At 69.7% G+C, this 14331-nt stretch carries 13 protein-coding genes; 8 read left to right on the top strand and 5 right to left on the bottom strand.

The features are described 5' to 3' along the window. The first annotated feature begins 73 nt into the window (after nucleotides 1-73). Together ACFOY2_RS42580 and ACFOY2_RS42575 are read left to right on the top strand one after the other, a co-directional pair. Nucleotides 74-2110, top strand: coding sequence for a glycosyltransferase family protein (locus ACFOY2_RS42580; RefSeq protein WP_379533821.1), 2037 nt, complete (start codon nucleotides 74-76; stop codon nucleotides 2108-2110). Nucleotides 2111-2165: 55 nt separating this feature from the next. Beyond that, the gene (locus tag ACFOY2_RS42575) at nucleotides 2166-3125 is read left to right on the top strand and encodes a winged helix-turn-helix domain-containing protein (protein WP_379533820.1); all 960 of its coding nucleotides are present in this window, start codon (nucleotides 2166-2168) and stop codon (nucleotides 3123-3125) included. A gap of 7 nt (nucleotides 3126-3132) precedes the next feature. Here ACFOY2_RS42575 and ACFOY2_RS42570 read toward each other — a convergent pair whose 3' ends face one another. From ACFOY2_RS42570 to ACFOY2_RS42560, 3 genes are all read right to left on the bottom strand, one after another. After that, the gene (locus ACFOY2_RS42570) at nucleotides 3133-3777 is read right to left on the bottom strand and encodes a hypothetical protein (RefSeq protein ID WP_379533819.1); all 645 of its coding nucleotides are present in this window, start codon (nucleotides 3775-3777) and stop codon (nucleotides 3133-3135) included. A gap of 108 nt (nucleotides 3778-3885) precedes the next feature. Beyond that, nucleotides 3886-5370 carry an SPFH domain-containing protein gene (locus ACFOY2_RS42565; protein WP_379533818.1) on the bottom strand — a complete coding sequence of 495 codons (1485 nt, stop codon included), beginning with the start codon at nucleotides 5368-5370 and terminating at the stop codon, nucleotides 3886-3888. A 12-nt stretch (nucleotides 5371-5382) separates the two neighbouring features. Further along, nucleotides 5383-5583, bottom strand: coding sequence for a hypothetical protein (locus tag ACFOY2_RS42560; protein ID WP_357813337.1), 201 nt, complete (start codon nucleotides 5581-5583; stop codon nucleotides 5383-5385). 148 nt (nucleotides 5584-5731) lie between these two features. On the opposite strand from ACFOY2_RS42560, the gene ACFOY2_RS42555 reads away from it, so the two are divergent. From ACFOY2_RS42555 to ACFOY2_RS42530, 6 genes are all read left to right on the top strand, one after another. Further along, nucleotides 5732-7234 carry a hypothetical protein gene (locus ACFOY2_RS42555; protein ID WP_379533817.1) on the top strand — a complete coding sequence of 501 codons (1503 nt, stop codon included), beginning with the start codon at nucleotides 5732-5734 and terminating at the stop codon, nucleotides 7232-7234. Continuing rightward, on the top strand, nucleotides 7231-8139 hold the full coding sequence (locus tag ACFOY2_RS42550) for a PrsW family intramembrane metalloprotease (protein WP_379533816.1): 909 nt from the start codon (nucleotides 7231-7233) through the stop codon (nucleotides 8137-8139). The genes ACFOY2_RS42555 and ACFOY2_RS42550 overlap by 4 nt, the downstream gene beginning before the upstream one ends. 79 nt (nucleotides 8140-8218) lie before the next feature. Then, on the top strand, nucleotides 8219-10363 hold the full coding sequence (locus ACFOY2_RS42545) for a sensor histidine kinase (RefSeq protein ID WP_379533815.1): 2145 nt from the start codon (nucleotides 8219-8221) through the stop codon (nucleotides 10361-10363). Nucleotides 10364-10376: 13 nt separating this feature from the next. Then, the gene (locus ACFOY2_RS42540) at nucleotides 10377-10787 is read left to right on the top strand and encodes a roadblock/LC7 domain-containing protein (protein ID WP_379533814.1); all 411 of its coding nucleotides are present in this window, start codon (nucleotides 10377-10379) and stop codon (nucleotides 10785-10787) included. Further along, on the top strand, nucleotides 10784-11146 hold the full coding sequence (locus tag ACFOY2_RS42535) for a DUF742 domain-containing protein (protein WP_379533813.1): 363 nt from the start codon (nucleotides 10784-10786) through the stop codon (nucleotides 11144-11146). Before ACFOY2_RS42540 ends, ACFOY2_RS42535 begins: the two co-directional genes overlap by 4 nt. Then, nucleotides 11127-11699, top strand: coding sequence for a GTP-binding protein (locus tag ACFOY2_RS42530; protein WP_357813354.1), 573 nt, complete (start codon nucleotides 11127-11129; stop codon nucleotides 11697-11699). The genes ACFOY2_RS42535 and ACFOY2_RS42530 overlap by 20 nt, the downstream gene beginning before the upstream one ends. Nucleotides 11700-11725: 26 nt before the next feature. On the opposite strand, the gene ACFOY2_RS42525 is transcribed toward ACFOY2_RS42530, so the two are convergent. Continuing rightward, complete coding sequence (locus ACFOY2_RS42525) at nucleotides 11726-12103, bottom strand: DUF742 domain-containing protein (protein ID WP_357813357.1); 378 nt, start codon at nucleotides 12101-12103, stop codon at nucleotides 11726-11728. Beyond that, a complete protein-coding gene (locus tag ACFOY2_RS42520) occupies nucleotides 12100-14322 on the bottom strand; it encodes a nitrate- and nitrite sensing domain-containing protein (RefSeq protein ID WP_379533812.1) in 2223 nt (740 codons plus the stop codon). Before ACFOY2_RS42520 ends, ACFOY2_RS42525 begins: the two co-directional genes overlap by 4 nt. Between the last annotated feature and the right edge of the window lie 9 nt (nucleotides 14323-14331).

The raw sequence follows: 14331 nt of genomic DNA, 5'->3' as shown, positions 1-14331 counted from the left end.
TACGATGACGTCCGACAAGAACCCGGATAAGCGGGTTCTCGTCGGGCCCTCCCCAAGCGATAGGCGCACCACCATGGCAGAGACCCCGGAACAGCCCGAGTTCCAACGCCTCGGACCCGTCAACTGGCTGCCCGAGGAGCGCAAGCTCGTCGAGCGATACGAGACCGAGGTCAGGGAACTGCGCAGGCGGCTGGAGATCGCCGAGGCCAAGGCCGCGTACGCGACGTGGAAGCTTGAGGCCACGCAGGCCAAGCGCACGTTCAAGCTGGGCGAGGCCCTGGGCTCGAAGAGCCCGGGGAAGATCGTCGAGGCGGTCAGGTCGAAGGAGAAGGCCCCCAAGCCGCCCATCCCGGTCACCGAGGCGATCCAGACGGCCGGCAACCGGCCGCCGCTGGTCGAGGTCCTGCCGGTGAAGTGGCCGAAGGGGCCGGTCAACAGGCCCGACCTCAAGGTCGCGGTGATCCTGGACGACTTCTCCCGCATGGCCTTCCGCTACGAGTGGGAGCAGATCGAGTTCGGGCTCAAGGACTGGCCGGAGATCTTCGCGGAGAACCGTCCCGACCTGCTGTTCTGCGAGTCGGCCTGGCACGGGAACCAGGGCCGATGGCGTTACCAGATGACCGGCACGAACGCCCCCAAGGAGCCGCTGCGCGACCTGGTGGCCTGGTGCAAGCGCGAGGGCATCCCAACGGTCTTCTGGAACAAGGAGGACCCGCCGAACTTCGACTTCTTCATCGACACGGCCAAGCTGTTCGACTACGTGTTCACCTGCGACGGCGACATGCTGCCGAAATATCGGGAAATTTTGGGACACGACCGGGTGGACGTGCTGCAGTTCGCCGCCCAGCCCCGCGTCCACAACCCGATCCAGCAGAACAAGGGCCGGCTGCACGACGTGGTCTTCGCCGGGATGTACTTCCGCAACAAGCACCCCGAGCGCCGCGAGCAGATGGAGACCGTGCTCGACCCGGTCAGGGAACTGGGCCTGCACATCTTCGCGCGCAACGGCGAGGTGGACGAGAAGTACGCCTGGCCGGAGAAGTACCAGCCGCACATCGTGGGCGAACTGCCCTATGACCAGATGCTGGCCGCGTACCGGATGTACAAGGTCTTCCTCAACGTCAACTCGGTACTTGATTCGCCGACCATGTGCGCCCGCCGCGTCTTCGAGTTGTCGGCCTGCGCGACCCCCGTCGTGTCGGGGTGGTCGCGGGCCGTCGAGGAGACCTTCGGCGAGCTCATCCCCATCGCGCGCGAGCCGATCGAGTCCTACAACCAGGTCCTGCACCTGATCAACAGCCCCGAGCTGCGGGCCAGGATGGGCCACCTGGCCATGCGCGAGGTGTTCGACAAGCACCTGTTCTCCCACCGCGTGGACCAGATCCTGCAGAACCTGGGCCACCAGGTCGAGTCCAGGTCGCGCTCGATCTCGGTCGTGCTGCCCACCAACCGCGCCGCCCAGATCGAGCACGCCATCTCGTCGGTGGCCAAGCAGATCCACCGCCCGCTGCAACTCGTCATGGTGCTGCACGGCCTGGACATCGACCCCGTGGTCGTCGCGGACAAGGCCCGCATGGCGGGCGTCACGGACGTCGTCGTGCTCCCCGCCGACCCCGAGATGTCGCTGGGCGCGTGCATGAACCTGGGCATCGCCGCCGCCGAGGGCGACCTGATCGCCAAGATGGACGACGACAACCTGTACGGCGAGCACTACCTGTCGGACCTGGTCCGCGCCTTCGACTACTCCGACGCCGAACTCGTCGGCAAGGGCGCCCACTACGCCTACTTCGAGGGCAGCGACACCACCATGCTGCGCCTGCCGGGGCTGGAGCACCGCTACTCGTGGCTGGTGCAGGGCGGCACGTTCCTCGGCAAGGCCGACCTGTTCCGCTCCTACCCGTTCCCCGACCTCACCCGGGGCGAGGACACCAACCTCGTACGGCGGCTGAAGGAGGACTCCGTCAAGATCTACTCGGCGGACCGCTTCAACTTCGTCTACTGGCGCAGCGCCGACACCTCGATGCACACCTGGCAGGCCGACCACATCAAGCTGACCCGCAACGCGCAGTTCTCCTTCGTCGGCCGTCCGGACGCGCACGTCCTCATCTGAGTCCCTATCATGACCATCGTCGGCGCAAGCGGACGAAGGATGCGGGTCCTTACAGATGCACACGAGCCTTGCCATAGAGCGGCTGGACCGGGTTCCGGTGTCGGTCACCCTGACGCCGGGCCTGTCGATGCTGGCGTTGATCACCGACGCGCTGTCCGGCCGCACCCGCGGCGCCCCTGAGGGCTGGCGGCGCTCGGTGCGGGCGGCCGTCAAGGAGCGCGACGAGACGGTGCTGCGCTCGCTGGCGACCCCGGGGTTCAGCGTGCTGCCCGACGTGGTGCTGCCCGGGGAGTTCACCCGCGACCTGGCCGTGTCCGAGCAGGTGGAGATGCTGCGCGACCTGCCTGGCGACGATCTGCTGCTGGAGCTGGACACGCTCACCGACGGCCGTCCACCGCCCCAGTGGCGTCAGGCGTTCGACGACCCGCGCCGCTGGCTGCGCGGCTACGCCGACCTCATGGAACAGGCGTGGTCGGCCATGCGCCCGGTGTGGGAACGCGCCCGCCCCCTGTTCGAGCGCGAGGTCGGACGGGTCGCGGTGGCCGCCGCCCGCAGGTCGCTCGACCTCGTGCTCGACGACCTGCACGCCAACTGCAGGTTCAGCGACGGGACGCTGAGCTTCCCCGACTTCGAGCCGGAACGTTTCGCCATCGGCCCCAGATCGCTGGTGCTGATGCCCATGCTCGCCGGCAGGAACGCGCTCATCGCCCGCCTCGACGGCCCGGAAGCCGTCTGGATCGGCTACCCCCTGCCCGGTGCGGACGCCCCGCGGGGCGAGCCCGACGACAGCCTGGAACTCATCGTCGGGGACGTGCGCTCGGCCATCCTGACGATCCTGGAAAGGCCGCTGACGATGGGCGCGCTCGCCAGGCGCGTCAGGTACGCCCCGAACGTGGTCACCTACCACTGCGACCGGCTGGAGTCGGCCGGGCTGATCAGCCGTCGACGCCACGGCAGAGAGATCCACGTCCAGCGGACGCCGCGCGCCTCCGCGCTGGTGGGCCTGTTCCACTGAGTGGGCGCTACGTGGCGGCCCTGGCCAGGTTCTTGTCGGCGAGGTTGGCCAGCTCGTACAGGCCCTGCGGCTTCACCTTCTGGCCGACCACGAGCATGCTCATGACCACGGTGCCCCGCCTGATCATGACCGAGCCGATCTGCGCGTTCTTCTTGCCGCCCGCCGCGGAGGTGAGGTAGGCCCGCGACTCGTCGCCCTTGGCGGGCATGTTCAGCGTCTTGGTCTTGTAGGAGACCCGCGTGCCCGCGACGTCGGCCGTGTAGTCGGAGCACTGCTGCGGCAGCGGCTTGGGGAAGGTCGCCTTGGGCAGCGACACGATGGCCTGGGTGATCGAGCCGCGCTCGGCGGCGAAGGCGATCACCGCCGCGGGCGCCTTGGCCACGTCGGGCTGGGCGGCGTCGAGCTGGGCGGCGCCCGCGCACTCCGGGCGCTGCAGCTTGGCCTGGCGGACGGCCGCGAGGCCCTCCTGGGTGGACTTGAGCGAGCCGAAGGCGCCCAGCTCGGGCCCGTACGCGACGTGCATGCCCTTGGGGGTCGGCAGCAGCGCGCTGCGGAGCTTGGCCGTGTCGGCGGAGGACGGCGGCGACACCGGCGTCGCCGCGACGGGTTTCGACGGCTCCTCGCCGGACGAGCATCCGGCGATGACCGTCATGCTCAGAAAAATGCCGGAAATCGCCTTAAGCATGGACTCTCCAATTCACTCTGGCGGCATTATCAAATACGCTAGAGGAAAGGCAGAGTAACGAGCTGAGTAACGTCGCTATTCGCGGGATTCAGTAGTTTTACGAATGATTTCCGATTCGGTGCTGTTGGGCGTTCCGGCAGTGCCGTCTGACGACGTCACCGGGGTTCCGCCATTGAGCAGCGCCCTGGCCACACCGAGCCCCGCGCCGCCCAATGTGAGCGCTTTCGCCAGCATTTCCTCGACGCCCTGGGCGCCGTTCAGCACGACCATGTGGTCCACGTTCCCGAATGCCTTCGCGCCCGCCTCCACGACCTCCGGCCAGCGTTCCGCGAGCTGCTGGGCGATGACCGCCTCCTGGTTCTCCTTCAGCGCGTCGGCTCGCGCCCTGATGGCCACCGCCTCGGCCAGGCCCAGCGCCTTGGCCGCCTCGGCCTCGGCCAGCCCGCGCGCCTCGGTGGCCTGGGCCTCGGCCTCACCGGCGACCTTGGTGGCGGCGCCCTCGGCCTCGCCGCGCAGCCGCACGGCCTCCGCGTCCGCGGCGGCGGCCAGCTTGACCTGGGAGGCCTGCGCGGCGGCACGCAGCTCGGTCTCCCTGGCCTCCGCCTCCGCCTGGGCGATGCGGGCGTCGCGCTCGGCCTGGGAGAGCGTCACGGTCTCGTACGCCCTGGCGTCGGCCGGCTTGCGCACCTGCGACTGCAGGCGCTGCTCGGCGAGCTGGGCCTCCAGCTCGGCGGCCCTGGTCTCCTGGACGACGACCTCCTGGCGGGCGGTCGCCTCCGACAGCGGCCCCGCCTGGCGGGCCGTGGCCTGGGCCCGGTCGATCTCGGCCTGGTAGGCGGCCTCCTTGATCTGGGAGTCGCGGCGGGCGGCGGCCTTGTTGGCGGCGGCGATCTGCTCGGCCTCGGTGGCCTCCTGGTCGCGCTGGGCCTGGGCGATGCGGGCGGCGGCGGAGATCTTGGCGGCGTGCGGCTTGCCGAGGTTGACGATGTAGCCGGTCTCGTCGTCGATCTCCTGGATCTGCAGCGAGTCCACGACCAGGCCCAGTTTGCTCATCTCGTCGGCGGCCGAGGCCCTGGTCTCGCTGGTCAGACGCTCGCGGTTGAGTATGAGGTCCTCGATGGTGAGGTTGCCGATGATCGAGCGCAGGTGGCCGGTGAACAGCTCGTGGATCGCGCTGGTCATGAAGTCCTGCTGGTCGAGGAAGCGGCGGGCGGCGTTCGCGATCGAGGACAGGTCGTCGCCGACCTTGTAGATCACCACGCCTCGGATGTGCACGGGGATGCCCTGCTGGGTGACGCAGGAGACCTGGAGGTTGGCGGCCCTGGTGTCCAGCCGCAGGCGCCTGGCCGCCTGGAACCCGGGCAGCACGGCCGTGCCCTTGCCTGTGATGATCTTGAAGCCGAGGCTGTCGAGTCCCTCGCCGCGGCGGCGCGCCCCCAGGCCGGAGATGATCAGGGCCTCGTTGGGCTCGGCGACCCGCCACACGGCCTTGAACAGCAAAATCAGAACGACGACCGCGACGAGGACGCCGGCGGTGACGATGAGGAGCTCGGCGGACATCGTGGGGCCTCCTTAGACGAGTGCCTTGGCCACGTAGACGGTTCGCGGGGGGAAGTAGTCCACGACGACGACGATGGAGCCGACGACGATCTCCTCGTCGGAGACGCTCGGATGGGCGTAGAAGGCCTCCACGCCGCCCCGTACCGGGATCATGACCTCGCCGACGAGCCCTGGGCCGATCTTCCCCGTGACCCTGCCCTGCTTGCCGACCACCACCCGGCTCCCTCTGTCTGGGAAATCCTGTTGCGACGTTTCGGACGCTACTCCAAACAGGCATTCGCGGTAATAGGCCCTGCAAAATGTTTCTCGAACCGCTGCGCGCCCCTGTGCGGCATTTCGCCGGGCTGCTGAGGATCACGCCATGAGCCTGACCCCGCGCGCCCTCGGCATGAGCCGGCCCATCTCCCGCCGCGACTTCTTCGACGGGGTGGCTGTCGGGGCGCTGGGGAGCGTGGCAGCGGCCGGAGGATCTGAGCCGCCTCAGGACGCCGTCCCCGCGCCCCGGCCGTTCGAGGTGCGCGGCGGGACCGCGCAGGCGCTCAGCGTGCCGCACGCGCTGCGGGACGGGCGCTTCTGGCGGCATGCGGGACCACCGGTCCCGACGGGCGAGAAATACGATCTGGTGGTGGTCGGCGGCGGGCGCAGCGGCCGCGGCGCCGCGCGCGAATGGCTGAGACGTGATCCGCGGGCCCGGGTGCTCGTCCTGGACAACCACGACGAGATCGCGGACCGGCCGCGCGGCCCCTTCCGCGCCGACGCCGTGATGTGCGACGCCGAGACGTTCGGGGCCGACACGTTCGTCAGCCTCACCGCGGACTGGATCGGCCGGCTGCCGATCGCGCCGGACGCCAGGCGGGACCTGCGCGCCCTGCACGGCGATCCGCCCGACTGGTTCCCCTGGCTCTCCCCCGAGGGCAAGCAGGAGCGGCTGGCCGAGCTGACCTACTCGCGGTTCCTGCTGGAGGTCTGCGCGGCCCACCCCGACGTCGAGCGGTTCTGCCGGACCATGTCCAGCGCGGAGTGGGCCTACGACACCCGGGCGTTCGGCGCGATCGACGCGTGGGCGACCGGCTATCCGGGCTTCGACGGGCTCGGGCTCGACCGCGCCAAGCCGTCGCGGCTCAACTCGCCCACCGTGCGCGCCGCCGGCGGCGATCCCGAGCCCGCTGCCGACGTCCCCGTGCGGATGTCCAGCCCGGTGGTGTCGGTGCGGGAGGGGAGCGTGGGCTACTTCGACGGGCACCGCGTCAGGACCGTCGAGGCCGGGGCCGTGATCCTGGCCTGCTGGAGCGCCGTCGTCCCCTACCTGCTGCCCGGCCTGCCCGAGCACCGGAGGCGGGCGCTCAGCAGGGCGGTCAGGATGCCGCTGCTGCAGGCCGACGTGCGACTGCGCGACCCTCGGGCGTGGCGGCGGCTCGGCGCGCGCCGGGTGCGCTGGACGGGCGCGTACTGGTGCGCCTGCGCCTTCGACCCGCCGGACACCGTGCGACTGCTGGCCGCGCCCTGCCGCTCGGAGCTGGGGCCTGACGCGGGGGCGGCGGCGGGCAGGCAGGAGCTGTTCAGGACGTCGTACGAGCGGTTGGAGCACACCGTCCGCGACCAGCTCGCCCGGCTGCTCGGCCCCGTGGGCTTCGACCCGGCGGGCGACATCGAGGCGATCGCCGTGCACCGGTGGGGACACGGGCGGGCCCCCGAGTACTGCCGCCCCTGGCACGCGTTCTACCCCGACGGGCCGTTCCCCGCGGACGCGGCGCGCGGGACGTTCGGCAGGGTCGCGATCGCCGGCTCCGACGCGGCGCCCGTCGGCCGCTCAGGCGCCGCCGACGCCGCCGCCGTGCGCGCCGTGGAGGAGTTGTGGCGATGAAGCCGAAGTTGTGGCGGCGGATCTTCGTGATCGGGCTGCTCCTGTGGACGGCCACGGTCGCCGTGACGGCCTGGACGGGCAACTCCAACCTGGTGCCGACCGTGGTGCTGTTCGGCAGCTTCCTGGTGCCGGTGACGTTCGTGGTCTGGGCGTACGGGCGGGGCCGCTCACCCGGGGTGACGGTCGAGCGGCTGTTCATGGCGTTCGTGGTGGGCGGCATTCTGGGCGTGCTCGGCGCCTCGCTGCTGGAGAGCTGGCTGGTCCACCCGTCGATCACGATGTACGTGCTGGTCGGCCTGATCGAGGAGGGCGTGAAGCTGGCCGCGCTGGTGTTCGTCACCCGGCACATGGAGCGGCGCTTCACCAGGGACGGCGTCGTGCTCGGCGCGACCGTCGGCTTCGGCTTCGCCGCCTTCGAGAGCGCGGGGTACGCCTTCAACGCGCTGTTCTCCGCCGACGGGCTGTCGCTGGCCCAGCTCGTCGAGACCGAGGTGCTGCGCGGCATCCTCACCCCCGTCGGCCACGGCCTGTGGACGGCGATCACCGGCGGCGCGCTGTTCGCCGCTGGCGGGCGGCTCGCCTCGGCCCGCGTCGTGCTGACCTACTTGGGCGTCTCGGCGCTGCACGCGCTGTGGGACTCGATGACCGCCATCGCGATCGCGATCACGCTCGTGCTGACCGGGCAGCCGTGGCAGTTCCGGGAACTCCGGATCGGCATGGTGCCGCATGTGACCGACTGGCAGGTGCACGTGTTCACGATCGTGAACTGGGCGGGGCTCATCGTGATCTCGCTGGTGGCGCTGGTTTGGCTGTGGAGGATCGTCGCCTCCACGCGCCGGGAGCCCCAGATTCGTCCCAATAATCACGGTAATGAACGTGTTCCCCCCACTGCGCCGGACGCATAATCGGTGCTAGTCTCCTGTGCGATCTTCCGGAGGTGTATTTACACAAGGTGTGGAAATGCCCCCGACTCGAGGTTGGGACATGGGCTCGCGAAACCGGTCAATTCGGTTCAAGATCTTCTTATTACTGCTGCTACCCCTTCTGTCTCTGAGCGCGCTCTGGGGTTTCGTCCTCAACCTCACCATGGGCGACGCCCAGTCACTGTTCCGCGCCGACACGCTCTACCAAACTGTCGGCGTCACCTCCACCGACCTGGGCTTACAGTTACAGACCGAACGGGCGCGTTCGGCGGAGGCGCTCACTACGCGTGATCTCAACGAGGTGCTCGGCGGGCAGCGCGCCCGCACCGACAGGTCGGTCGCCGACTTCAAGAAGGCCGTCGGCCAGGCAGGCGAGGCCATCAGCGGCGACCTGGTCCGCCCCGTCGAAGACCTGACCGCCGCCCTTGACCGGCTCGGCCCGATCAGGAACGACATCGACGGCGGCCTGGGCTCCCGCCTGGCCGGACTGAACGAGTACAACCGCATCCTCGACGCGGTCTTCATGGTCTTCGACCACCTCGTCGTGGTCTCCGACCTGTCGATCTTCCAGCAGGCCGCCTCGCTGCAGGCCATGGGTCAGGCCAGGGAGTACATCGCCAGGGAACACGCGCTCGTCATCGGCGCGCTGGCCGACAGCCGGCTCACCGAGCCGGAGATCGCCGCCTTCACCGAGTTCGCCGCCTCCAGGAAGTTCCTGCACTCGCGCGGACTCGCCGGTCTGGACGTGTCGCTGCGCAGGCCGTACGAGCAGGTCTTCGCGACCGAGCCGTTCGCGACCTTCAGCACGATGGAAGCGCGCGTCATCAAGACCGGCGCGCCTCCACCCGACCCCGACGCCTGGAACGCGACGGTCGACAGACTCACCACCCAGCTCGACACCCTCGGCCTGGCCTCCGCCGAGACCCTGGCCGGGCGCACCTCGGAAGCCGCCACCGGCACCGTGGCCGAGATCTCCCTCGCGGGCGGCCTCGGCTTGATCGCGGTGCTCGCGTCGATCATCATCTCAGTACGCTTCGGTCGTCGCCTGGCCGGAGAACTGGCCGGGCTGCGAACCGCCGCGGTCGAGCTGTCGCAGGAACGACTGCCCGGCATCGTCGAGCGGCTGCGCAGAGGCGAGGACGTCGACGTGCGGAAGGAGGCCAAGGCGATCAGGGTCAGCGGTTCTGCTGAAATCAGCGACGTGGCCAAGGCCTTCGGTTCCGTGCAACGCACCGCCGTGACGGCCGCGGTCGGCCAGGCCGCGCTGCGGCGCGGGGTCGGCCAGGTCTTCCTCAACCTCGCCCGGCGCAAGCAGGGCCTGCTGCACCGCCAGCTCGCGCTGCTCGACGGCATGCAGCGGCGCACGCACGACCCCGACAGGCTGGAAGAGCTCTTCCGTCTCGACCACCTGACCACGCGCATGCGCCGGCACGCGGAGAGCCTGACGATCCTGTTCGGCGCCGCCCCGGGACGCGCCTGGCGCAAACCGGTGCCCGTGGTCGACATCGTCCGCGCCGCCGTCGCCGAGGTCGAGGACTACACCAGGGTCGCCGTCGAAGCCATGCCGCCCGGCGCGATCGACGGCACCGCCGCGGCCGACGTCACCCACCTGGTGGCCGAACTGGTCGAGAACGCCACCATCTACTCGCCGCCCGACACCAACGTCCAGGTGCGCGGCGACATGGTGAGCAACGGCTACGCCATCGAGGTCGACGACCGAGGGCTGGGGCTTTCCTCCGACGAGTACGCCGCGTTCAACGCGCTGCTGACCAACCCGCCGGAGTTCGACCTGGCCGACAGCGACAGGCTGGGCCTGTTCGTGGTGGCCAAACTGGCGGAACGACACGGGATCAAGGTCCTGCTGCGCCGCTCGCCCTTCGGCGGCACGACGGCCATCGTGCTGGTACCGCGCGCGATGGTGACCGAGCAGGCGGCCCTGGAGGCCGGGGGCGGCGACGACAAGGCCGCGCTGCCCAGCCGTACGAGGAAGAAGGCCCTCGCGGTGGTGACCTCGGGGACCCACGCCGGGCTGCCCAGGCGGGTCCGCCAGGCCAATCTGACGCCGCAGCTCAACGAAGCGCCGCCGGAGAAGGCCGAGCAGGAGCCGCAGCCCGAACGCTCTCCCGACGAGGTACGCGACCTGTTCTCCGCCTTCCAGCGGGGAACCCAACGCGCCCGAGAAGAAGCCTCTGAGGAGGGGCCATGACTAAGGGGGATGCATGAGTGCGCCGACCACCAACAACACCGGTGAGCTCAACTGGCTGCTTGACGACCTTGCCACGCGAGTAGCGGCGGTGCGCCAGGCGGTCATCTTGTCGACCGACGGACTGGCAGTGGGCTATTCCAAGGGGTTGGCAAGGGAGGACGCCGAACACCTGTCGGCTGTGGCGGCCGGGTTCCAGAGCCTGGCCCGCGGCACAGGACGCCATTTCGGCGGCGGCGAGGTGCGGCAGACCATTGTGGAGATGGAGTCGGCGTTCCTGTTCGTGACCGCGGCGGGACAGGGCACCTGCCTGGCCGTGATCGCCGATGCGAACGTGGACGTCGGCCACATCGCCTACGAGATGGCGATGCTGGTCAAGCGGGTGGGCCAGCACATCACCACCAACCCGCGCGCTGGAGCGTCATGAGCGATAGCCCGCAGTGGTTCGATGAGGACGCGGGGCCCATCGTCCGGCCTTATGCTCTCATCCGTGGTCGGACACGTTCCTCCGGGGACATGTTCGACCTCGTCGCGACCGTGCGCGCGATCGGTGAGACACCCGGCGATCTCGGCCCGGAACAGCAACTCATCCTGCGGGCGGCGCGTCAACCGATCTCGGTGGCCGACATGGCCGTCGAGCTCGACCTGCCCGTCGGCGTCGTCCGGGTGCTGCTCGGCGACATGCGTGACCACGGCCTCATCTCGGTGACGTCGCCCTCTGCCGGAGGGTCGCGGTCGAATGAGCGCATTCTCAAGGAAGTGATCAATGGACTCCGTGCTCTCTGAGGACCCCGTCGCGTTGAAGATTCTCATCGCAGGGGGGTTCGGCGTCGGCAAGACCACACTTGTCGGGGCCATCAGCGAGATCAAGCCACTGCGCACGGAGGAGGTGCTCTCCGACCGCGGAGTCGGCATCGACGACCTCGACGGCGTGGAGGCCAAGTCCACCACCACCGTGGCGATGGACTTCGGCCGCATCACCATCCGCGACGGGCTCGTGGTGTACCTGTTCGGAACACCCGGCCAGGAGCGGTTCTGGTTCATGTGGGACGAACTATCCTACGGCGCGCTGGGCGCGGTCGTGATCGCCGACACCCGGCGGCTGACCGACTGCTTCCCGTCGGTCGACTACTTCGAGCAGCGCGGCACGCCGTTCGTGGTGGCCGTCAACTGCTTCGACGGGGCCGCCAGTCACAGCGTGGACGACGTGCGCATCGCGCTCGACCTCGACGACGACGTCCCGGTGCTGCTCTGTGACGTGCGGCGGCGGACGTCGGCCAAGGAGGTCATGGTCACCCTGGTCGAGCACTCACTGCGAACGCTGACCTCGGCCAACTGACCTCCCTGAGGGGCGACCCGGCGGACTCAGAGCGCCCTGAGTCCGTTGATCACCTCTCGGAGCAGGCTCTCCGTCGCGGCCGTGGCCTTCTCGTCGCGCGGCGGACGCACCGCGACCAGCTCGTACTGCAGCAGGTCGCCCAGCAACACCCTGATCACGCCGACCGGCAGGCCCAGATCCGAGGCGAGCTCGGCGACGGGCCTGCTCTGCGCGGCGAGACAGCTCAGCACCCGCCGGTGCTGAGCTCCCAGCTCCGCCTTGGCCGGAGCCGACTTCCCCGACAAGGCGACGATCGCCAGCAGGTCGAGCGCGGTGGACGTCGGCCTGGTGCGGCCACGGGCGACCGCGTACGGGCGCACGACCGGCCCCGCCTCGTCGTCGACCCACTCGTGCTCGCGACTCACGATCGCGCTCCCCCATCCTGATCACTGTCCTGCCGCCCACGCTGCCAGCCGGACTGGAGCGAGGACAACAACGCCCTGGCCTCCTCAGGAGAGCGCTCTTCAGTCGACGGCGCAGCAGGGGGCGGCGCTTCCTTGAGCCGCTGCGGCAGGCTCGCCTGCCGCTCGCGGCGGGGCAGTCCCGGGTTTCCTCCGGTCTCCTGCTGTTGCTGCTGCGCCGAGCGCTTGGAGGTGCGGACCCGGCGCGGCAGTTCCCCGTGGCCCGTCGTCGTGGAGACGGGAGCGGCGGGGGGCTCCTGCCTGACCACCGACACGGAGACCGACTCGAACTCCATCGGCTGCACCGGAGTCGCGATCGGCTCGACGAGCGTGGCCGGCACCAGGACGATCGCGGTCGTGCCGCCATACGGGGAGGGCTTGATCGTGACCTTGACGCCGTGCCTGGATGCGAGCATCGCGACCACGGCGAACCCCAGCCGCTCGGTCTGCGACGGGTCGAAATCCGGCGGGCTGGCCAGACGGGTGTTGATGGCCCTGCGGGTGGCCTCGTCCATGCCCAGGCCGCGGTCCTCGATCTCGACGGCGAAGCCCCTGCCGACCATCTCGCCGCGCACGGAGACCTCGTTGCCCGGCGAGGAGAAGGAGGCCGCGTTCTCGATCAGCTCGGCGAACAGGTGCATCAGGTCCGCCACCGCCGAGCCGGACAGGCCGCTCTCGGGCATCGGGTAGACGCGGACCCGGGTGTACTCCTCGACCTGGGCCGCGGCGCCGCTCAGGACGTCCTCCATGGGGATGACGCCGCGCCACCTGCGGCCCGCCGCACCGCCCGACAGCAGCACCAGGCCCTCGGCGTGGCGGCGCATGCGCGTGGTCAGGTGGTCGAGCTTGAACAGCCGCTCCAGCGCCTCGGGCTCCTCCGTCTGGCGCTGCATCTCATCCAGCAGCCTGAGCTGGCGCTGCAGCAGCGACTGGCTCCGCCTGGCCAGGTTGCGCAGCGCCTCTGACACGCCCTGGCGCAGCCTGGCCTGCTCGACGGCGGCGTCCACGGCCGTGCTCTGCACGCTGTCGAACGCCGTGGCCAGGTCGCCGACCTCGGTGGTCGGGTTGTGGCCCACCGTGATGGGCGGCGCCTCGGTCGCGATGTCCACGCTCTCGCCCTTGCGCAGCTTCGCCACGACGTCGGGCAGCCTGATCTCCGCCAGGTCCAGCGCCGTGCGGCGCAGCGCCCCCATCTCGCGGGTGAGCCTGCGGCCGACCCTGACCGAGATGAACACGGAGAACACCACCGCGATCAACCCGAGCGCGCCGGCGACGGCGGCCTGGATCACGATGGCGATGCCGGCCGGCTCCATCCTGGCCAGCAGCTTGTCGCCGGTGCGCCAGACGATCTCGCGGTACTCCTTCTGCACCTGGTCGGCGATGCCCTGCCACAGGTCGAGGTCCACGCGCTGGCCGGAGGTGTAGCTCTCCAGCAGGTTCTCCATCGTGACGTAGCGCGAGGAGTAGTAGAGCTTCTCGAACGGGGCCCGCAGCTCGGTGTCGAGGTTGGCCATCGCCTTGGGGAACAGGTAGGTCCTGGTGCCGTCGATGGCGGCCAGCATGTGGACGTCGTGCATGCCCACGTTGCCGCCCGAGGCCATGATCAGCGCGTGCTCGCGGCTGAGCAGCTCGCGCACCTCGTCGGCGGCGATCAGGCCCTGCGCCTGGAGGGCCAGTTCCAGGTCGGTGCTGACCGTCAGCCGGGAGTACAGCAGGTGGACCTCGTTGGCGATCTTCGAGAACTCGCTGACGAGGGCGCCCGGGGTGAACTTGCGGTCGTCGACCTTCCGCCTGAGCTCCGGCAGCCGGTCGACGGTCTCGAACACGACCTGGAGCTGGGCCTTCATGTCAGCGGTCAGGGCCGACTGCGTCTCTTCGAGCGCCACCCGCTCACGCAGCGTCTTCCTGTTGTTGTCCACCTTGGCCCGCGCCTTGGACAGGGCATCGGGGTCCTTGGAGATGCCCGCCAGGAGCTCGGCCGACGCCAGGCGCTCGGTCTGGAGGTTGCCGACGAGGCCGTCGGCGTTGTTGATCACGTTCGTCCAGAGGGTCTCGACCTTGAGCAGGCTGAGAGCCTCCTCGGACGTGGTGCTCGCCGCGAAGCCCCACAGTGCTACCAGGGATACCAAAGGGATGACGAGCAGCGTCGAGATCTTGAATCTGATGGATCTGCCCGATGCCATGACACCCGC

This window comes from Nonomuraea purpurea (genome assembly GCF_042650645.1).
GTDB lineage: Bacteria > Actinomycetota > Actinomycetes > Streptosporangiales > Streptosporangiaceae > Nonomuraea > Nonomuraea purpurea.
The sequence above is the reverse complement of the archived record's forward strand: the minus strand, read 5'-3'. Positions and strand labels throughout refer to the sequence as shown.